Annotated in this window: 16 protein-coding genes and 1 pseudogene; all 17 read left to right on the top strand. The window is 43.0% G+C overall.

What is annotated here, in order from left to right; translation table 11 throughout:
* Nucleotides 1–46: 46 nt before the first annotated feature.
* The 17 genes and pseudogenes from JI735_RS02190 to JI735_RS37175 all read left to right on the top strand — a co-directional run bounded on the left by JI735_RS02190 (nt 47) and on the right by JI735_RS37175 (nt 22,387).
* Nucleotides 47–1,855: an ABC transporter ATP-binding protein gene (locus tag JI735_RS02190; RefSeq protein WP_039838024.1), complete on the top strand. Its 1,809-nt coding sequence runs from the start codon at nt 47–49 to the stop codon at nt 1,853–1,855.
* Entirely contained in the window at nt 1,845–3,080 is a 1,236-nt protein-coding gene (locus tag JI735_RS02185; RefSeq protein ID WP_202677001.1) for an insulinase family protein, read from the top strand. The genes JI735_RS02190 and JI735_RS02185 overlap by 11 nt, the downstream gene beginning before the upstream one ends.
* Before the next feature lie 122 nt (nt 3,081–3,202).
* Nucleotides 3,203–3,897: pseudogene (vanR, locus tag JI735_RS35180) on the top strand (VanR-ABDEGLN family response regulator transcription factor).
* A 13-nt stretch (nt 3,898–3,910) separates the two neighbouring features.
* Nucleotides 3,911–5,032 carry a sensor histidine kinase gene (locus JI735_RS35175; protein ID WP_063822070.1) on the top strand — a complete coding sequence of 374 codons (1,122 nt, stop codon included), beginning with the start codon at nt 3,911–3,913 and terminating at the stop codon, nt 5,030–5,032.
* A complete protein-coding gene (locus JI735_RS02175) occupies nt 5,025–5,585 on the top strand; it encodes a VanZ family protein (RefSeq protein ID WP_051051591.1) in 561 nt (186 codons plus the stop codon). The genes JI735_RS35175 and JI735_RS02175 overlap by 8 nt, the downstream gene beginning before the upstream one ends.
* 157 nt (nt 5,586–5,742) lie before the next feature.
* Complete coding sequence (locus JI735_RS02170) at nt 5,743–6,633, top strand: ABC transporter ATP-binding protein (protein WP_039833786.1); 891 nt, start codon at nt 5,743–5,745, stop codon at nt 6,631–6,633.
* Entirely contained in the window at nt 6,630–7,889 is a 1,260-nt protein-coding gene (locus JI735_RS02165; RefSeq protein WP_039833785.1) for an ABC-2 family transporter permease, read from the top strand. Before JI735_RS02170 ends, JI735_RS02165 begins: the two co-directional genes overlap by 4 nt.
* A 627-nt stretch (nt 7,890–8,516) precedes the next feature.
* Nucleotides 8,517–10,127 carry an RHS repeat domain-containing protein gene (locus JI735_RS02160; RefSeq protein WP_202676996.1) on the top strand — a complete coding sequence of 537 codons (1,611 nt, stop codon included), beginning with the start codon at nt 8,517–8,519 and terminating at the stop codon, nt 10,125–10,127.
* 350 nt (nt 10,128–10,477) lie between these two features.
* Entirely contained in the window at nt 10,478–11,518 is a 1,041-nt protein-coding gene (locus tag JI735_RS02155; protein ID WP_202676995.1) for an RICIN domain-containing protein, read from the top strand.
* 255 nt (nt 11,519–11,773) lie between these two features.
* Nucleotides 11,774–13,252 carry a carbohydrate binding domain-containing protein gene (locus JI735_RS02150; RefSeq protein ID WP_202676994.1) on the top strand — a complete coding sequence of 493 codons (1,479 nt, stop codon included), beginning with the start codon at nt 11,774–11,776 and terminating at the stop codon, nt 13,250–13,252.
* A complete protein-coding gene (locus JI735_RS02145; protein WP_233476212.1) occupies nt 13,197–14,315 on the top strand; it encodes a GBS Bsp-like repeat-containing protein in 1,119 nt (372 codons plus the stop codon). Before JI735_RS02150 ends, JI735_RS02145 begins: the two co-directional genes overlap by 56 nt.
* The gene (locus tag JI735_RS02140; RefSeq protein WP_233476211.1) at nt 14,239–14,784 is read left to right on the top strand and encodes a GBS Bsp-like repeat-containing protein; all 546 of its coding nucleotides are present in this window, start codon (nt 14,239–14,241) and stop codon (nt 14,782–14,784) included. The genes JI735_RS02145 and JI735_RS02140 overlap by 77 nt, the downstream gene beginning before the upstream one ends.
* A 91-nt stretch (nt 14,785–14,875) precedes the next feature.
* Nucleotides 14,876–15,979: a hypothetical protein gene (locus JI735_RS02135; RefSeq protein ID WP_202676991.1), complete on the top strand. Its 1,104-nt coding sequence runs from the start codon at nt 14,876–14,878 to the stop codon at nt 15,977–15,979.
* A 317-nt stretch (nt 15,980–16,296) separates the two neighbouring features.
* Nucleotides 16,297–20,472, top strand: a complete 4,176-nt coding sequence (locus JI735_RS02130) for an RHS repeat domain-containing protein (protein WP_202676990.1) — start codon at nt 16,297–16,299, stop codon at nt 20,470–20,472.
* 14 nt (nt 20,473–20,486) lie between these two features.
* Nucleotides 20,487–20,831 carry a hypothetical protein gene (locus JI735_RS02125; protein WP_202676989.1) on the top strand — a complete coding sequence of 115 codons (345 nt, stop codon included), beginning with the start codon at nt 20,487–20,489 and terminating at the stop codon, nt 20,829–20,831.
* A gap of 205 nt (nt 20,832–21,036) precedes the next feature.
* Entirely contained in the window at nt 21,037–21,333 is a 297-nt protein-coding gene (locus JI735_RS02120) for a hypothetical protein (RefSeq protein ID WP_039832908.1), read from the top strand.
* Between the two features lie 304 nt (nt 21,334–21,637).
* Nucleotides 21,638–22,387: a polymorphic toxin-type HINT domain-containing protein gene (locus JI735_RS37175; protein WP_039832909.1), complete on the top strand. Its 750-nt coding sequence runs from the start codon at nt 21,638–21,640 to the stop codon at nt 22,385–22,387.
* Nucleotides 22,388–22,389: the final 2 nt, after the last annotated feature.

The following is a 22,389-nucleotide window of genomic DNA, read 5'->3' as shown; positions in this document are numbered from 1 at the left end:
AGGACTTCTTCCTGTTGAATTTTAGTGGGTGAATAGGATGAGATCAATGAAGAATAATTTAAGAGGGAATCTGGTTATTACCCAAAGAACTTTGCAGTTCGTCTGGAACGCATCCAGACAAACGATGACTGCTATATTAATCATAACTTTCCTCTTAGGTATTATTGTGCCCGTAAATACGATTGTCTGGAGCCGTTTTCTGGATGCATTGGCTAACATTAATTCGGATGATCATTTATCCAAGGTTATATTGTGGCTTGCCTTAAATTGCGGACTGTGGGTGCTGAATGGCATGCTCCAAAAAATAAATAAATATTATAAGGATATGCAGAGTGACTACGTGAATTTATACATAACCAATAAGGTTCTTGATAAAATCAACAGCTTAGAAATAATACATTTTGACGACCCCAATGTGTATGACCAAATCAACAAGGTGAACAGTGAGGCCTTAAACAGATCCATCAGTATTCTGAACAATCTGGTATCCATTATTCAGAATGGTGTGATTTTGCTAGGGGTCATTGGGATCATTATATTATATAAACCGGCGATGATAGCCTTACTATTGCTGACGTTTATCCCCATCTTGATTATAAATATTAAGATATCCTCCAAACTGCACAATATTTATAACAGCAGACTTGAGAATCTGCGCTTAGTCACCGCTATTAAGTCATTAATGATTAGATATGACAACATTAAAGAGCTTAAAATCACCCAAATGGGAAATGAACTCCTGCTTCGGGTTTCCAATACTTATAAAAAATATTTGGCTGAAGATAAAAAAATCAGAAGAAGGAATACAACAATTCAAACGTTTGGCGATTCGGTGGAACTGCTTACTAAATTTTTCTTTACGCTGTACATTATCATAGACTGCATCAAAAGGAAGTTTAGTGTAGGTAACATTGTAATGTATATCACCTCCATCGATAATCTTATGCAGGCTATTGGCAATATCATTGTTACTTTTGCAAACACCTACAATGATAATTTATATATGCGGACTTTATTTGATTTTTTGGATAAGGAAATTCCAGCCTCGGAACATGAGCGAACTGTGTCATTGAACCATTTTAAAAGCATTAAATTACAGCATGTCTTTTTCAAATACCCAAAATTGGATAAATATGTTCTGGAGGATATTAATCTTGAAATAGAAGCAGGCAAATCTTATCTGATTGTCGGACTTAACGGCTCTGGCAAAACCACGCTCATTAAAATTCTCAGCGGGCTCTACGAACCCAGTTCCGGAGAAATCTCCGTGGATGGTGTTGATGTATTAACCTATGACAAAAATTCTTACAGAAACAATTTCGCGGTGGTATTTCAGGATTTTATTCATTACCCCATGGATGTGGCCGATAATATTAAATTTGGCAGGTATGCGGATAAGGATAATAATTCGAAAATGTATAGGGCTGCCCAACAATCCGGAGCTATCGAATTTATTAATAAACTCCCGGATGCTTATGAAACACAACTGCAAAATGAATGGTCAGAAGGAACCGAAATATCAGTTGGACAATGGCAAAAGCTTGCCATCACCAGAGCCTTCTTTTCAGATGCCCCCATTACCATTATGGATGAGCCTACTGCTTCTCTTGATCCCATTGCAGAAAATGAATTTTATCTGGGAATAGAAGAGATGATCAAAAGCAGAACCTGCATAATGATCTCGCACAGATTCACTACAGCTAAGCTTGTAGATAAAATTATCGTGATTGATAACCACAGAATCAGTGAATGCGGTTCGTTTGAAGAGCTTATAAGCAGGGAAGGGAAATTCAAGGAATTGTTCACTCTTCAAGCTGAGAAATATAATCTGGGGGATGTTGTGTATGAAGCATGACCGTTTATCCATGGATGAAAATTTGAATATACGCTACATGCACTACATCACAAAAGACCCTGCCAATATAGCCAAAGTCACACTCGCTGTAAAAGTGGGTTCGGTCAACGATGGAGATTCTAAAGGAATCGCCCATTTTCTAGAGCATATGTTAATTGTATCGCTAAGCAATGCTGCCCAAATCGCTCCTGATAAATTCAGGATTAAAGGAACAACCGATTTTGACAAAACATTATATGAAATATCCTGCGCTGACACACCTGAAGATATCAATCAAGCTATTACTCTTCTGCTCGAAATCTATTCCGGACGGTTATTGAAGATCATCGACATGATTGAAGTCCGTAAAGATGTGGCAGAAGAACATGACCGGTTTGATGAAAATGGCCAGACGGGTCTATTCAGAACACTGATCGATAATGCTGAACTGCTGGACTCACTGCCAATTGGAAGCAGAAGGTATATAGAAAGGATCTCTTTTGAGGAATTGCAGGCATTTCATCAGAGGAACTATCTTACGACAGATGCCCATATATTAATTGTGAGCGGGAGCGATGATGAGTTCATTAGACAATTTCTTTACCGCAGAGTTGAAACACTTGGAATATTACGGAAAATAAATGATAGACAAAATCACAGTACGATTAAATATATATCCAAGAAATATCTTTTTACAACTGCCCATGACACCAAGCGGAGTATATTTCTGCATGATGCACCGGGAAGCAGCGTGGTGCCGGGCATGGGGAAGATTATTAAGGATGTTGCATTTGTAGTTTTGGATTATTGCTTAAACCATATTTTTGTAACAGACCGTATCTTTGTCACTAAGCTGCGTTACAGCGAAATTTATAAGTTTGTGTGTATCATCCTTCCAGTTCCATCCATACAGCGGCAAAGTACCTATGAAAATCAGGTTTCCAAATATCTGTTTCAAGAAACCTCATCATTATTAAATAAAGAGCTGTTTCGGGAAATTATGCAAACCTATATCCGCCAAATATCACAAAGCTCACTTACAAGAGACATAGCTATGAAAGAACTAATATCGTATGCCATATATAATGAACCTATTTTTGGAGGCCGGGTGTATTGTACGATGCTCCACACAGTATCCTATGAGCAAGTACTAGAGCAATTGTCGCAATGGCTTAATCAAGGAGAAGAAATTTCTATTATTGTTGATGACAGTTGGGAGCTGCCGGCTGTGCCTGACACTTACTGAAGAGTATGTGTTTGTTCATCTTAGGGAAATCTTAAGAATTTAACAAGAAAAATACCACATAAATTCCTGGGGTTTTCTGATACAATGGCTATATTTCATGCAGTAAAGGCAGGTGATACCACTTGATTGAAAATATCCTGGTGGTGGATGACGAGCAGGCCATTACCGATCTAATCGAAATCTACTTAAAAAATGAAAATTATAAGGTTACGAAGTTTTATAACGCGCAGGATGCCCTGAAGTATATTGAAATCGAAAAGGTAGACTTAGCCATTCTGGATGTTATGCTCCCGGATATGAACGGTTTTGCACTGTGCCGGCGTATCCGGGAAAACTACCATTTTCCTGTGATTATGCTTACGGCCAAGGATGAAGAAACCGACAAGATTACCGGCCTTACCATGGGGGCTGATGATTATATGACCAAACCGTTTCGTCCGCTTGAAATGGTGGCCCGGGTAAAGGCGCAGTTGCGCAGATATAAAAAATATCAGACGATGCCAACGCCAGATGAAGCGGTCATCTCTTATTCGGGGCTGGTAATGGATGTGAACACGCATGAGTGTTGGCTGAACGGGCAGCCTTTATCACTCACGCCTACGGAATTCTCAATCTTAAGGGTTCTTTGTGAGAATAAGGGTAAAGTGATAAGCTCTGAACAGCTATTCCATGCGGTATGGGGCAACGAATATTACAATAAAAATAACAATACCATCACTGTGCATATCAGGCATCTACGGGAAAAAATGAATGACTCGGTAGATCAGCCGAAATGGATCCGGACGATATGGGGGTGGGGTACAAAATTGAAAAGTAATAAACAGATCAATATGAATTATGCCAAGCTTAGAATGAAAGTATTCGTGCGAATGCTTAGCCTGATCCTCCTTGCTCTTATAGCGGTGGACGTACTTTATTCATTGGTTCGGGGGCGGCTGGGTGAGGCGGGGGTCCGGCTGTTACAATATGTTTTTGGTTACGAATATGATCATGCGCTTTCCATTTATGAAAGTGTGCTGCGGGATCATTGGGAGATCATCATGCTGATAGCCATATCGGCTTTTTTTCTTATATTCTTCTACTTTTCGTTATCGTGGTTCACCAAATACTTCAATGAAGTCAATGCAGGAATTGACGCTTTAGTTACGGATGAAGCAGACATTAAGCTGTCGCCGGAGATGTCCTCCATGGAGCAGAAGCTGGTATTCGTTAAGCAAACCCTCCAAAAACGTGAGCTGGAAGTGCAGCTGGCGGAACAAAATAAAAGAGATTTGGTGATGTATCTGGCACATGATATAAAAACGCCGCTTACCTCCGTCATTGGCTATTTGAGTTTACTTCACGAAGCCCCTGATATGCCTAAAGAGCAAAAAGAGAACTATACGAAAATAACCTTAGAAAAGGCGTATCATCTGGAGCGTCTGATCAATGATTTTTTTGAAGTCGAAAGATATAACCAGCAAACGATCCAGCTTAAGAAACAGAACGTCGATCTCTCCTATATGTTGATCCAAATGCCGGATGAATTCTATCCCTCTCTCACGCCTGCCGGCAAAAGGATGATTGTTAACGTGGAAGATACTATTACTGTGTATGGTGATTCCGAGAAGCTGGCGCGGGTTTTTAACAATATTCTCAAAAATGCAATTGCCTACAGTGATGATAACAGTACCATTGAGGTGTCGGCAAAAGTTCAGAAGGATATGGCAGCCGTTACCTGTACGAATACCGGAACAACGATTCCGCCGGATAAGCATAATCAAATATTTGATAAGTTCTACCGGCTGAATGATGCCCGTTCAACGAATACGGGAGGTGCAGGTCTGGGCCTTGCCATTGCCAAGGAAATTGTAGCTCTGCATGAAGGACAAATCGACATGCAGAGTGAAAACGGAAAAACCGTATTTAGTGTAAAGCTGCCGCTTATCTCACAAGGAGGTTACCATGGATGATTTAATGGGTTACTTTATTATAGGAGGCATACTCATCGGAGCAGTTATTATATTGTATCTGCCGGTATTCTTTTTGCTGAAGGGACGGGTAAGTGTAATCCGGCAGTTGAGCATAGTATTGCTCGCTGCATGCAGCTGTATAGTGTTATATGCAACCATAATTTCAGCATGGGGACAAGACGCATTCCATCCGGCGCAGCATCACTTGAATCTGCTCCCTTTACGCATGTTAGATGAGTCTGGGGGCATGTTAACGGATAAAATGGTGGTGCAGATTTTTGCCAATATCCTTATGTTTATCCCCTGCGGATTTTTGCTGCCCATCGTTTTTTCAGTGATGCGTTCTTTTGGGAGAACGGCATTAATGATTTTTTTTGCAAGCTTTTCAATCGAATTTGTGCAATATTTTCTTGGAGCGGCTGCAGACATAGACGATGTTATCCTGAACCTTCTGGGAGGAATTCTGGGATATGTCCTATTTGCCGGGGGTTCCCGCTATTTGCAGCGTAAACATGCCCGGTTAAAGCTGTCAGGCGGTAATCACTACAGATAATAGAAAAACTTATTGCTTTCTTAGGATTTTCTAAATAAATAAACGGTTCAATCTTAAAGTTCAGTCTGCTTGCCGGCGGTAGAATAAATACCGGGCAGGCGGATTTTTTTGTATGCAATGGCAATGCGGACAGAGTACCAGAGAGGGAGGACGAGATATGGAATTAGTGCTGAATAAACTTACCAAACAATTTGGCCGCAAAACTGCGGTCGATCAAATGACAATTACGATGAAGCCGGGAGTGTATGGCTTGCTTGGTGCCAACGGGGCAGGGAAAACAACCTTAATGAGAATGGTCTGCGGGGTGCTGAATCCTACCGCGGGCGATGTTTATCTGGACGGAAACCGTGCCGCGGATTTAGGGGAAGAGTATCGCAGCCTCCTCGGGTATCTTCCGCAGGATTTTGGATATTATCCCGATTTCACAGCCGGGGAATTTATGCTCTACGTCGCTGCACTGAAAGGTATTTCACCGGAGAAAGCAAGAATCCGCAGCAAAGAGCTATTAGCGTTGGTCGGCCTAACTGAAGTGTCAGCGAAAAAAATCCGTACGTTCTCCGGCGGGATGAAGCAGAGACTGGGCATTGCGCAAGCTGTTTTGAACGACCCCCGAATCCTGGTCCTGGACGAACCTACTGCCGGACTTGACCCGAAGGAGCGGGTTCATTTCCGCAATTTAATTGCGAACTTCTCCAAAGACAAGATTGTCATTCTTTCTACTCATATTGTATCCGACATAGAATATATATCCGACACGGTTCTAATGATCAAAGACGGCAAGCTGATTATCAACCGCCCAGCCGACAACATCGCGCACGAAATGGACGGTAAGGTGTGGAGATGTGTGGTTGCGAAGGAGGCGGCCCCTGCCATCAGCAGTTCCTTTTGCGTAGCCAATCTGCACCACGGGGACGATGATACCGTCATCCTTCGTGTTCTTAGTGATGAGCTCCCGATGGACGGCGCCATGAACGAGGTACCTACGCTTGAGGATTTGTACTTGTACCATTTTCAGAATGACATTGCCGAATATAGGGGGACCAAATGAACAATTTATTCAAATATGAGTTTATGAAAATTGCCAAAAAGAGAATGAACATTGTTGTTGTTCTGGTTAGTTTGTTCTTAACCCTTTTATTCTTTATCATGCCTGTCAAAAATTATATTGCGCTGGAGCGTGACGGCAGTCAGGTAAATGGTACGGCGGCAATCCGGCTTGAGAAAGAATACGCTAAAGAGCTTGAAGGAACACTGACTGAGGAACGGGTTGCCAAAGATATTAAAGCATATCAGGCATTGTTCTCTAATCCTGAGAATGTGGTGAAAGACGGGGATCAGGTGAATTTGAAGGATGACATTTATGCCCGTTCTGTATTGCCGCATTTCGCTTACTTTAAAATGATTGACGAAGCTTTTGTGAAGCCGCAGGTCACCGATAACGGACTTACCGCACTCAGAGATATGCGGCTCAACAAGGATACTGCGGGATTTTATCAGGCGCGCGCAGACAAAGTTAAGAGTTACTTGGATATGGACTATTCGGACTGGAAATATTCAGAGCAGGAAAAGCAATTCTGGAACACCCACAACAGCCAGGTTGAAACTCCTTATGAATACGGCTATCACGCCGGCTGGAAGAGCCTGTTCCAGTGTTTTGAATTGCTGATTGTTTCTATTATTGCTATCTGCATTTGTGTTGCTCCAGTATTCGCTGGAGAATATCAATCGGGTGCTGACAGCGTCATCCTGTCTACCCGGTACGGGAAATCAAAATTGATCCAGGCCAAAATATCAGCGGCCTTTCTGTTTGCACTGCTTGTCTTTTCCGTAAATCTTGTGTTGGCTGTAGGGATTCAATTATACGCGTTTGGGACCGGGGGCTGGAACCTGCCGCTGCAAATTTTGAATGTTACTGTTCCCTATAATCTATCCATGCTGGAAGCAGCAGTAGTATGTGTGTCCATCCTATATCTGGTTTTGCTGGGGATGGTCGCTGTAACCCTGCTTCTGTCCGCAAAAATGAAAACTGCATTTGTGGTGCTGGTGATTGATGTGCTAATCATATTGCTTCCTGTCTTTCTGGGGCTGAGCGGAACCAACGGCATCCTGAATCATATTCTGATGCTGCTTCCGTACATGGCAGTGCAGCCCGTTTTTCCAGCGGACTATACTTCATATTTTTCATACCCCCTTCCCGGCTTAACCTTGAGCATTATTACCGTGAGAATCGTCCTTTATGTGGTGATATGTTCAGTATGCCTGCCCTTTGTCGGGCGTGTATTTAAGCGTCACCAGGTGCAATAGGTCTTACTCCACACCAGATAGAGCCAGCACCTGACAATGGGCGCTGGCTCTCAGTTTGTCTAGAAGCTCAGGTTATTGTTGACCTTGGGTTTCTTTTTAGATTTAGCGTATCTGAATCGGAAAAAGAAGGGAGGCTCCCTGTTTTTCCAGGAGAACAGAAGGAGCGCCATCTTTTTCATGTTCTCCCTGGCAGCGGTCAATCGTTCGGTACTGGAGTTCGCTGCGCCTGAATCAGCCTATTTGGAGTGTTTATGGGACTGGCTTGAACGGTGTGTACATGTCTGGTCTATCCGCCGAATATCTCTTCACAAGATCAAGGCTGTTTGAAAGGGCACTAGTTGCAGAGAATGGCATAAAATATGGAGATCAAAAAACTTGAATCTTTTCTCAAGGTTTTTCTGTGATTAGGAGATCGAATGATTTTCTTATATTTACAAATTTATAAAATTACATCTTAGTTGTGGCTAATTTATTGATGCCTTCGACAAAACATATTTCAATTCGACAAAATACCACCGTTTGAAAAAAATAGAACGTGACTTATGATTGGTAAGAAGGTTGTCTTGGAAAATGGGGGGAATCCAAAGGTATTAAGTAATATAGATGGACATAATGAGGAGTTGTAATATGAAATTCACGTTTAATCGATGTATTTTTATTTTTGGCATTGCATTATTTGTGTTTTTAGATGTCACCTCAAATTCTGCATTGGCTATGAAGTCATATTTTTACGATACGAATGGAAGGTTGGTTCAAGAAAGTGCTCTAACAGGTGAAACAGTCAGATATTCATATGATCAGAATGGAAATCTTAAATCTAAAAGTTCAGGGGAATCTTTCTTTCAATATCTTTCAGCCTTCAGCTCAGAACAAGGGCAAAGCAATTGGTATTACCAAATATGGAACGGTACACGTTACGAAGATATGACATGGAATGCTGTAGAATCAAGATGGAGAGGGAAGAAGGATTGGGATATCATCAGCAAAGAGTGGATGCATCCGGACGGTAATGATGTAGCGCTGAAATGGGTCGCACCACAAACCGGCTCCATACGGATAACAGGGAAAGTAGCTAAACATCCGATCAACCTACAAGGGGACGGTGTCCGGGTAAAAATAATGAAAAATGGCACCCAAGTTTGGCCAGCATCGGGGTGGCAGAATATAAACGGCGATGATTCTGTTGGAGTTACTCCCACTGTTAATGTGAATGTAGTGATAGGAGACTCCCTTTACTTTATTGTTAACCAAAATGGGAACAATGGGTACGATGGTACGACATGGAATCCAGCGATAACCTATATCGAAAAGTTCTCATCCGCCTTCAGCACAGAACAAGGAAGAAACAATTGGTATTATCAAACTTGGAGCGGTATGCGTTACGAAGACATGGTTTGGAATGCAGCCGAATCGAGATGGCAGGGCAGAAAGACTTGGAACATCATCAGCAAAGAGTGGATGCATCCGGACGGTGATGTAGCGCTGAAATGGGTCGCACCACAGACCGGTTCCATACGGATAACGGGGAAAGTAGCTAAATATCCTACCAACTTACAGGGGGACGGTGTCCGGGTAAAAATAATGAAAAACGGCACGCAAGTTTGGCCAGCATCGGGGTGGCAGAATATAAATGGCGATGACTCTGTTGGAATTACTCCCACTGTTAATGTGAATGTAGCGATAGGGGATTCCCTCTACTTTATTGTTAACCAGAATGGTAACTACGGGTACGACGGTACAACATGGAATCCAGCGATAACCTATATCGAAAAATTCTCATCCGCCTTCAGCACAGAACAAGGGCAAAGCAATTGGTATTATCAAATATGGAACGGTACACGTTACGAAGATATGACATGGAATGCTGTAGAATCAAGATGGAGAGGGAAGAAGGATTGGGATATCATCAGCAAAGAGTGGATGCATCCGGACGGTAATGATGTAGCGCTGAAATGGGTCGCACCCCAAACCGGTCCCATACGGATAACGGGGAAAGTAGCTAAGCATCCTATCAATCTACAAGGGGACGGTGTCCGGGTAAAAATAATGAAAAATGGCACCCAAGTTTGGCCAGCATCGGGGTGGCAGAATATAAATGGCGGTGATGCTGTTGGAGTTACTCCTGCTGTTAACGTGAATGTAACGATAGGAGATGCCCTTTACTTTATTGTTAACCAAAATGGTAACAATGGGTATGATGCTACGACATGGAATCCAGCGATTAATTATCTCAACTAAAAACTTATATTTACTATTAGCTATAAAATATTATCAAAAGCCCTTGGGATTTCCCAAGGGTTTTTGGTTTCCGGAAAAGCAGTTTTTTACTCCTAGACACAAATTATCGATTTTCTATTTAAGATGTGACTAACTTATTGACGAATTCGACAAAATGAATACTATTTCGACAAAATACAGCCATTTTAAAAGAGGAGAGAGTGACTTATGATTACTGAGGAAGAATTTGAGCTTTATTTTAGAGTGGCTTAGGAGTGTGAATATCAATTGAAAAGAACTAGAATATCTATCTAGTTGCTACCCACTAGTTACCTAATCTCAACATATAAAAAGATTGGAGGATGCATTTTATGAAAAAGTATATATCATTTATAGTTATTCTCATTTTTATCATAGTTAATTCCCAGACAGCTGGCGCTATGAAATACACCTATACCAAAACAGGAGCGTTAAGTCTGGTGACTATTTCAGAGGGGAAATATGTGAATTTTCAGTATGATAACAACGGCAACCTGATTGGGAAGAAGAATCTAAGCTGCAAGCCTTCAGAATATAAATTAATGAATGTGAACAGTAACAAGGCTCTGGATGTTTTTGCGGGAAATACAACCAATGGCACAAAAATTCAGATTGAATCAGATAACGGAACAGATGCACAGCGGTGGTTGCTGTGTAGTACATTGAATAATTCCTTTAAGCTCATCAATGTAAATAGTGGAAAAGCCCTCGATGTAGCCGGGGGAGGAACTGCGGACGGGACAAACATCCATCTATGGAATGATAACGGCACAGAAGCTCAGGCATGGAACCTTGTAGATAAGGGTGACGGCACATATGAGCTTGTAAATATACATAGTAACAAAGTTCTTGATGTAACAAACGGAGCAACAACAAATGGAACCTCTGTGCAGATATGGACCCGGAATGGAACAACCGCTCAGAAGTGGAGACTCGTCAAGGCGATTTCAAATGGAGCTGAGTATAAGCTATTAAATGCTGGTAATGGAAAAGCGGTGGATGTCACAGGAGGAAATACTGCAGACGGAACACCGGTCCAAATTTGGACAGATAACGGGACGACTTCTCAAAGATGGCAGGTTTATGATAAAGGCGGCAATAAGTATAAATTGATTAATGTGAATAGCGGGAAGGCTCTGGAAGTATCAGGTGGCGGCACAGACAACGGATCAGCCGTTCAAATCTGGACAGATAATGGAACAACATCACAGGAATGGATTTTTAGACAGAATGCAGATGGCTCAATGAGCTTAATAAATGTTAATAGTAACAAAGTACTGGATATACCCGGAGGAAATACTGCGGATGGTACGCGCTTGCAGATTTACACTGACAACGGAACAAGCTCGCAAAGTTGGAAGCTGGTCAAATAGAAAGGTATGGATAAGATAGTTTAGAACTACGGCAAAATAAAGGAGAAAACTATGTCTAAAAGGTGTTTTACATTTTTGGTATGTTTCTTGTCAATACTGTTGTTTAGTTCACTAGCCCTGGCAGATAAGAATGAAAGCATCTATTTTTACAATGCTGCAGGACAATTAATAGAAGTCAGTAACTCGAGTGGAACCATAATGAGCCAATATGATAGTAATGGGAATTTAATTCATAAGTATAGAACAAATAATTTATTGGCTAATTCTAATTTTGAAGCTTATAGCGGATTAAACGGAATTGCAGATGGCTGGAACGCCTTTGCAAGCCCCGAAGCCATAGGGCAATATGAAGTGGTATCGAACCCGGTATCAGAAGGAAGCCGGGCACAGAAAATTAGTGTCAGCGATATGCCGAAAGCGAAGCAGGGCATGAATATCTGGCAGGATACGAACGTACGGGGAGGAAGTAAATACGAGATCAGTGGACGGGTGAAGCTGGAGAATATGGTCAACATGCAAATGTCGATCGTCATACATTACTTCGATTCAAATAACCAGTTGGTTGGTCAGTATGGAATGGATTACAAGCAGAATACGATGGACTGGGTAAAATTGTCGGGGATCCTGAACGTTCCGACGAACGCTACAACGGCCCGAATTCATTTTCATATGAGCTCCACCGGGGAACATGGGAAGGGAACGGCGTATGTGGATGGTACGGCTTTGGTCTTGGGGGAAAGCGTTAATGAGTTGTTCAATCCAGGCTTCGAGAAGAGTGTCAAAACTAACGGAGTAGCAGATGGCTGGAACGCCTTTGTAAGCCCCGAAGCCGTAGGGCAATATGAAGTGGTATTGAACCCGGTATCAGAAGGAAGCCGGGCACAGAAAATTAGTGTCAGCGATATGCCGAAAGCGAAGCAGGGCATGAATATCTGGCAGGATACGAACGTACGGGGAGGAAGTAAATACGAGATCAGTGGACGGGTGAAGCTGGAGAATATGGTCAACATGCAAATGTCGATCGTCATACACTACTTCGATTCAAATAACCAGTTGGTTGGTCAGTATGGAATGGAATACAAGCAGAATACGATGGACTGGGTAAAATTGTCGGGGATCCTGAACGTTCCGACGAACGCTACAACGGCCCGTATTCATTTTCATATGAACTCCACCGGAGAACATGGGAAGGGAACGGCGTATGTGGATGGTACGGCTTTGGTCTTGGGAGAAAGAGTTAATGAGTTGTTCAATCCAGGCTTCGAGAAGAGTGTCAAAACTAACGGAGTAGCCGATGGCTGGAACATCTTTGTAAGCCCCGAAGTCGTAGGGCAATACGAAGTGGTATCGAACCCGGTATCAGAAGGAAGCCGGGCACAGAAAATTAATGTCAGCGATATGCCGAAAGCGAAGCAGGGCATGAACATTTGGCAGGATACGAACGTACGGGGAGGAAGTAAATACGAGATCAGTGGACGGGTGAAGCTGGAGAATATGGTCAACATGCAAATGTCGATCGTCATACACTACTTCGATTCAAATAACCAGTTGGTTGGTCAGTATGGAATGGAATACAAGCAGAATACGATGGACTGGGTAAAATTGTCGGGGATCCTGAACGTTCCGACGAACGCTACAACGGCCCGTATTCATTTTCATATGAACTCCACCGGAGAACATGGAAAAGGAACGGCGTATGTGGATGATACGGCTTTGGTTCTTGTTGGGATTTAAACAGGATCTGGTGTTTAATCGATTCAATTTTCCGCAGTTTGCAGTGGACGGGAGAATAAGAAAAAAATCAATAATTAAAAGGGGGAACAATGATCCTATTACGAGATTCTCATGTATCAGAATAAATCAATTTAGAACTATAATTTTAAGCAGTCTCTTAATCTATTTATTTTCAATATTGTTTTCCCCTGCAGTTTGGGCAGAGGAAACGAAAACCTCCAGCTACATCATTGTCAATATGGCAGGAACTAGTCAGAAACAGAAGAATTTTGTGTATAACAGAGGCAGACTTGAAACAGAGATCTTGCCGGATAATTCGATGATTCAATATACATACGATCCTAATGGAAATCTGCTCAAGCGAACGAAGGGTTATTCTGTTGAGCCTTATGTGATCAGTACTTCGGCAGTCTCTTATGATATTTACTTAAAGAATGTTCCGGACGGTGTGCGGGAAGTCCGTTTTCCAACATGGACGGAACTGAACGGTCAGGATGATATTGATTGGATCGTCGGTGAGAAAGTTGCTCCAGGTTTGTGGAAATGCACAGTTGTCCTCTCCAAGCATGGTGGAATCACCGGTACTTATATTACGCATATCTATGCAGATGGTGTAGGCGCTGGAGGTTTGACGGCACAGATTCAAAACACACTCAAAGTCACTTCTCCTCAGGCAGCCTCGCTCGCCGATGGATCGTATGAGGTAAGAGTGGAAGGTGTGGCCAGAACCGTTAGTGAGGTGCGTTTCCCTACATGGACCGAAAATAATGGACAGGATGATTTGGAGAATCCCTGGATTATGGGGAAAAGGTCAATGATACCACATGGAAGATTCGGGTACCGTTTGCTAAGCACAATTTTGAAACCGGGAATTATTTCACTCATTTTTATTACTTTGACAAGTATGGGACGATGGCTGGAATTAGTGGTACGACCGTTACGGTTAAGGGGGCACAGGGGGCTCCAAAGAAACGGATATTTCAGGTGTGTCCTACGATGTTTTTATTTATGGGGTAGATCCGAAGGTCCAAAAAGTCCAATTTCCGACATGGACGGCCTATAAAGATCAGGATGATATTGAGTGGATTGACGGGGTGAAGATAGGGAACGGGGTATGGAAAGCAACGGTAGTCTACTCCAAACATAACTCAGAACTTGGGAGATACATCACCCATATCTATGCAGATGGAAAATATGCGGGGGCATGGGAATTTACAGTGGTAGATGCGTTGAAGCTTACGTATCCATCCGTCGCTTATCTCAGTAGTGGTTTCTATGATCTTACAGTTGAGGGGATTTCCTCCAATGTAACAACAGTACGCTTTCCCACTTGGACGGAAAGAAATGGTCAAGATGACCTGGAAAATCCTTGGATTGAGGGAGAACGGATAACCAGTACAAGCTGGAGAATCCGTATTCCATACCACAAGCATAACAAGGAGACGGGGGTGTACAACACTCATATCTATTCCTATGATGCTTATGGGAATAGCAGAGGAGTTGGGGGATTGACGGTGGAGGTACGGAATTAAATGAGTGAAGGGTTCTATCGTTAGGGAACGATTGAGTTTTTCACAATTATAGCGTGGTATTTTATTATTCATAAAGACAGGGGAGTTTACATTGAAACATTTCAAAAAGGTAAAATCTTTTCTATCGATCATTTTATCGATCGCCTTGTTATTATCATGTTTTCCAACGACTAATGGAACAGTAGCTGCTCAAGGAACTGGTCAGGAATCGTATGCTAAAACTACCTCGAGCGCTAGTGATACACCCAGTCCCACTCCATCCCCGGCTCCAGATCCATTGAACGATCTCCTTTCAAATTCTAAATTCTTACCTGAGCCTACACCTGGATATTCAGAACGTAACGCCAAGACCGTACTAAAAGTGAAAGTCCCTCCATTAGAAGTGGAAGCTTCGGTTCAAGGGGCCGTGTATGGGCAAGAACAGCCGGCCCTTTTCCTCGTTCCTAAAGCCCTAATGTTGGAGAAGCAAGGTCTCTTGAGCGATGCCTTGCTCCGTCGAGCTGCCTTGCAGTCTGAAGATGGAGATGTAATCCAATCCTCACACGATTTGAGTACAGAAGTGATCAAAACGTTGATGCAAGCGGGAGCGTCAAAAGAAGATCTGTACTGGGTGAATCTGTTGATGCTGGATGCGCCTCCTAAGCAGACCCCATTAGAGCTTCTGAAATGGCATCAGCAGGGGAAGTTAAGCTGGGAGGGAATTCAGGAGCATCTTACCTCCGCTCATACGGAATTCAACGCCGATGCTCCCGTCACTGATTCCGTATACCGAGAACCAGCGGCATCTTCCTTGCAGCAGCGAAGCACAGTGACATCGGAAGTTTATGGTGCACCTCTAGTCACGGGAGAGAAGATGAAGCGGGCGGCAGCTGTAGTGACCTCCTTTGATATGGCCGTTTCCAGTGTAATTGACGCGATCAAAATGGCCCAAATCAATCAGACAAATAAACCACAATTCGAAGATCGAAGCAGCACCAATGAAATGGTGGACCCGGTTTCGGGTGGCTTAACCTGGAAACAGAACCTGATCCATTTACCAGGACGGGACGGACTGGATTTGGATCTGGGCTTAACGTATACCTCCTCTTCCTTATATGCATTCACCAGAGAGTACAGCGACTATTACGGGTATAGGACTCGGGAGGAGCATATTCTTCCCTGGGACTGGGGTGGTCGTTCCAACTCCCTCATCTGAGCGGATCGGCACAGGAAAACAATTGGTATTATCATGATGGTAAAGGCAGTGCTTATCAAATTTTTGATGAAGGTCCTCTTGCTTCGTACACCCATCTTCGAAACTACAACGGCAAGGATAAACGTTTTGTATATGATCGATCAGGAACGTTCAGTAATGGTCAGCAAACAGGCATTTATTATTTGGAGTACGCGGATCACAAACGGGAATACTTTTCAGCTGTAGGCCAATTAGTCGGAATCGTAGACCGATTCGGGAATAGCATTACTTATAAATATGTAACCGAATCCCCCCTTCCCAATGTAGGACGTACCAATGTGCTCTCATCGATTACAGACTCATTGGGCCGGGAAATACGATTTTCGTATGAAAACAGCAATCTGGGTGAATCGGTTAACTTTAACGGGGAACATGTCTATATTCAAGTGTTCGATGGCGGACGAGAGGTTGAGAAGGTCACCTTGAATAAAGGCCGGGCGCAAGCGACAGTCAATGAACTTCAAATGTATGTGCCTTTTTTGTCATCCATTACGAATCAGGCAGGCGAGACGACTTTTCTGGAATATCAATTCGCATTTGGCAAATATAATCCGCATAGTTTGTTTTATGGGGAACAGGATTATAATATGTTCGGATTGCTCAAGAAAGTGAGTTATCCGCACTCCACAACGAATTATGATTACAACATAGTGGTTCGACATATTTGGTATTATGAGACAATGCAAGAATATCAGGTGACGGGGCGCAGTGATCAGACGGGGAATACACTGTATAACCAGATGAAGTACATGTATATTGGAAATTACACAGGGTCTTCACTTGAAGACTATCCAGGCATGATCCCTGAAAGCAATTACTATAGTTCCATCATTACCACTCAAAGCACGACGAATGAAAATGGGAAACAAACCACCTACAATTTTGACGGTAAAGGCCGATTACTGTCCTTGGATGTTCAGGCCGCAAACGGAGAACGGAAAGTTGAGAATTATTCAGGATTTCATCCTTTGTTTATTTACTCACCGACTAGAACGACCTTACTTGAATATGGGGTAGGAGATAACGAGACTACCGCAAATCAATTGATCACAGAAACAAGTTATAATGATTGGGGATACGTGGCTTCGCAAACGAAGCCCATGCCCATTGATCAGTTCAATAATGCAAATTTGCGGCAGCATTACACCACAAGCTACACGTATGAACCCAATTTTCATTTTCTGGAATCCAAATCGTGGTACCAGAATGAGAGTGATGCAAGTCCGCTTACGGAGCGCTATACGTACACCGGGAACGGCCGTCAAGAGACTGTGACCAACGCCAAAAACGAGCGGACGTTCTATACCTACGGCTACTTTGATGGATTAGGCAAGATTGAACGAGCAACCGTCGAAACCTGGGCAGATAATCGACTTGCCGCTAAGTCTGTGGTTCGGTATGGCAGTGAAAATGACTACGCTTATCCAACGGAACAACAACAGTGGTTCAATGTTGGTACTGCAGAGGAAAAAGTCGTCAAAACCTTGATCGCATACGATAAAGGAAACGGTCAAATTATCCAGAAAACGGATGGAAACAATCAATCGGTTACCTATGAATACGATGCTGGGGGCCGTCTGAAAAAAGAAACTCATCCAGTCCGAACCAATGCCAACGGAGAAAGATATAGTGATGTGACCGATTATAATTATTATTATCAGACCTCCGGAAACTTTGATTCCGTCAATGCAGGGACACCGATTTTAAAAGTCGATTCCATTCATACCGTTACGAACCTATCCAATAACAGTGTGATCAAAACCTATGCCAATGTGCTCTATAACGGGATGGGTCTCGTTCTGTTGGAAGAGCACTACGATGATAATGCGGGAAAATGGGTATACCAGCAATATCATTATGACGATATGGGGCGTCCGGTGTATTCCATTGACCCCGCTGGAAATACATTGACTGTCAGCTACGATGCGTGGGGCAGACAGAACCGGGCCACGAATGCCAACGGAGATCTCATCGTCAGCGACTATTCATTCAAAGCGCGCACCAACACAAGCTACATTCAGGATAAGAACACAGGCGAAAAGCTGAACTATGTCCAGGACACCTACGATGCCTGGGGAAATAAAATTTCGGCTTCCACCTATAAGGATTGGCCAACGAATCAACAACAGATTACCGAATCCTATCGATACGATATCGCGGGAAACATCACAGGTTACACCGATCCTAATCATAATGTGAACGAGGACGGGGTTACGACCACCTATGCCTATGATGCCTTAGGCCGTTTATCCGCCATAAAAGATGCGCTGAACCAGACCACCAACTACAGCTATGACGGGAATGGGCAGGTATCGAAAGTGACGATACAGGCTAAAAACGGCTCGCCGCAAACCCTGAATACCAAGACGTATAATGAACTGGGCCTGCTTAAAGTGAAACAGGACGGGGCTTCACAAAATGAAAGCTATACCTACAACAGCGCAGGCCAATTGGCAGCAAAAACAGACCGCAATGGCAGCACGTTTGGATATACGTATGACGAAAGCGGCCAACTGAAAAAGAGCACGATCAGCGGGATGATCAACAATGTAGCGCAAACGCAGGAAACGAATGTGATTTTCGGCAAGGATAATCCGAGAACTCAGGTGATTCAAACCCTTACGAATAACGTGGTGACCGCCACTCAAACGCAAGTGATGGATAGCTTGGGCCAAGTGCGTTCGACTTTCTCCGTTGCGGGCAATCACTCGGCGTCTATCGGGAACCAGAGAGATGTACTGGGACGGATGACACAGATCAATGACAGCTTTATGGGCTTTTACACGAACTATCAGTATAACAAGCAGCGGCTGGATAAAGTACAAACCAACGGGAGTTCCACGGTCACAGGTTCGGCTTCGGCCAATGTGCAGTACAGCTACTTCGCGAACGATTTGGTGAAGTCGATTACGTACCCGACGCTTACAGATGGCAGCATCCTGAAGACGGAATATACGTACAACAAAGCGCTGGGCTGGACCGAGAGCATGACGAACACCAAAGGGAGTGACGTGCTTTCGGGATACAGCTATGGTTACGACAATAACGGGAATCGCGTCTCCGTAAGCGAGGTGCGTAAAGGCAGCAGCACCGCGCAAACAACAAGTTATACCTATGACGCGCTGAACCGCCTGTTGTCCATTACCCGGCCGGATGGCGGAAAAACGACGTACACCTATGACGTGCGGGGCAACCGGCAGACGTCATCGGATACGGGCAACGTCAATCTGGACACGATGGATACGAGCTACACCTATGACTTGCAGAACACCTTAACCTCCGTCACCAAAGGAGGAAGTGCAACCAGCTTTAAGTATTATGCCGATGGTATGCGTTTCATGAAAACGAATGGCAGTACCCAGACCCAGGTGAACTATAACCTCAGTGGTGAGGTGATCTCGCAAGAAAAGATTGTGAGTGGCGTGTTCGTGGAACAAGCGAACTTTGTGCGTGGGGACCGGGTGTTGGTGAAGAAGGACAAAAAGAACAACAGCGTCACGGATTACTATTACCTGTACAATGGGCACGGTGACGTCGTGCAGATCGTGGATACCAGCGGGGTGGTAATCAACAACTATACCTACGATGAGTGGGGAAACATCACCAGCCAGGTGGAGGGAACCTCTAACTCCTTCAAGTACACAGGAGAAGTGTACGATGCCGAAACCGGGCTTTACTATCTGCGGGCACGCTATTATGATCCGAGCATGGGGCGGTTTTTAAATGAGGATACGTATGAAGGGCAGATTGATAATCCGTTAAGTCAGAATCTGTATACGTATGTGCATAATAATCCGTTGAGATATGCTGACCCGAGCGGACATTTTACGAAGGATACTTATGACGTTCAAGAATTAAAACAATTGCTGAGTGAAGCGAGTTCTATCAGTAAAGACAGCAAATATTTTAACGCATACAAAACAAAAATAATGGAACGCTACGGCTTTGACAGTATCATGGATGAGAATCAATATAATTACTTGTATGGCTTATTAACGGGAACGAGTGCATATGAGAACAGTGCTGGCAGGTCTGATTGGGCGAGCGATCAGTTCGTAAGTGCGTACTATGAGTCCCAAGAGGCAGCGTATCTTCTCATGTATGCTGCAGGTATGGCAGGTGGTGTAGGTGGCAGAGGGGGAGGTTCTAAAAAAGCAGGAAATACTTCAAAGTTTACTCCAAATGAAAATGGATATTTTGGAATAGTAGGTCAAAGCGGAAGTACTAAAGTAAGAAATCTAACAGGAGGAGATAAGGCAGCTAAACAATTTTTTGGAGAAAAAACTCGAGGATTCAAAACAGAAAAAGACCTTGGCAATGGTAAGGTCCTAAGGGTTATGGATGATGGAACAGTAATAACTTACAGGCCTATTTCGCATTCTGATGGTACTCCAGCGGTTGATATTAATGGGGGCAATACTTTCAGACAACAAAAAATTCATTTCATACCCTAGAAGGTGAGGATAAAATGGAATACGTTATTAAGAATAATATAGAGCTAGAGCAAATTAAATTATTAAAAAGTATTGAAGGAGCTTCATCATTGAGGCTCTATATCGAAGAGGTTGGAGAATTTGCACTCAACCTTTTTATTGAAAGTCATGATAGAACTATATGTATCAAAAATATTCCTAACATTGCATCTGATGGTGATGATTATCCCAAGTTAATAATCGAATATGTAATGACACCAAGTTCCGATTGTGAATTATTGTATGAAGGTAATGATTTTGAGTCGATACTTATTTTGAAGGATGCAATAACTTGGGAGGGGATGACATTAGTTGGAAGGTGGAAGTCGATATCGGCATAAAGATAGTTTTCCAACAAGAACAGTTTTTATTACTTGCTCAGGATTCATTAGCAGGACTACTCAAAGTATTCAGACTTAGTACGGTGCCTGTGGAGGAGGTATTAGAGAGCTACTGGTCAATGAAAACTGATAAAATTGATTCCTTAATAAGAAAAGAAATGAGAGTATAGTTGTGTAAAGCAACCATGATTTCCCCCTTTCAGGGTTGGGAAGTTTAGAATATGAAATAGGAATTTGGTCGGAGACAACTGATTTTTTTGAGAGACAAGATACTATTGCTGAGTTTTCAATTAAGTATAATGAAAATCAGTTCAACGTAGTGATTAAACTAAAAGAGTTTAGCTTTAATGCGATAAAAACTATTTTTGCTTCGTTGGTGAGGTTTATTGAGTATAAATCAACATTCTATGTCAGGGAAGATAAAGAAAGTTCAATCGAGTATTACCTGCTCTCTTCAACTGACAACAAAAAAGCGTTCTTGATTCATATCGTTTTTCAATAAATTTATGACCTTGGGGGCGATAATCCTCAAGGTCTTTTCTTTACCCCCACCCAGTGTCGAATGAACTGAATCGGTTCATTCAAATAAACTTAACTGTCGTATTCCCACGATAACTATTTCTCCGATTTAAGTCTAATACTATGAACCATTAAACAATCAAATGCCTATACCAATACAAGGATTGGAATGGTACCTGTTCCTAAGAAAATGGGGGAGTATATGTACGAATAGTGCTGGCAAGTCTGATTGAGCGAGAGATCAATTAGTGGATGCGTATTATGAATCACAAGAGGCGGCATAAGTTATGATGTATGCTGCAGGCATGGCAGGTGGTCTAAGCGGCCGAGCGGGAGGTTCCAAAAAGTCTGGTTGTAACTGCTTTAAAGCGGGGACAAAGGTTCAAACAGACGAAGGGGAGAAGAATATCGAAGACATTGAAGTTGGAGATGAGGTTCTCTCAAAGGATGAAACGACTGGCGAGGTAGCTTATCAAGAAGTTACCTATACATTCAACCATGAGACGGATGCGATCTACAATATCCATGTAGGCGGTCAGACGATAGAATCGACCTTTAACCATCCGTTCTATGTGAAGGACAAGGGATGGACGTATGTCAAAGACCTCAAGGTCGGTGACTTGCTAGTTCAGAGCGACGGGAATACACTGGAAATAACCAGTATTGAGCTGTTGCACAAGCATGTCACGGTTTACAACATGACGGTTGATGATTTCCATACGTATTTCGTCAGTGACCTTGGGATTTGGGTTCATAATAGTGAATGTGGTGTAACAATCTCAAAGGCGGCGGCTAGGGTAGCAAAGAAACTATCCCCCGAGGCAAAAAAAGGTTACGAGGCTGCAATTATGGGTCTTGAAACTGGAGATTTGAGAGGACTAAATGCTCATCCACTTTCAGGCACTAGAAAAGGCCAGTGGGCAGTAGATATCAAGGGGTCAGGAAGTGGCCGTGGGGATGCCAGGGTAATTTACACAAAAGATTCTGATGAAAATATTAACGTAGTAGAAGTAATAACAACCCATAATGATTACTAAAA

It is taken from the genome of Paenibacillus sonchi, assembly GCF_016772475.1.
GTDB classification, from domain to species: Bacteria; Bacillota; Bacilli; order Paenibacillales; family Paenibacillaceae; genus Paenibacillus_AQ; species Paenibacillus_AQ sonchi.
The sequence above is the reverse complement of the archived record's forward strand: the minus strand, read 5'-3'. Positions and strand labels throughout refer to the sequence as shown.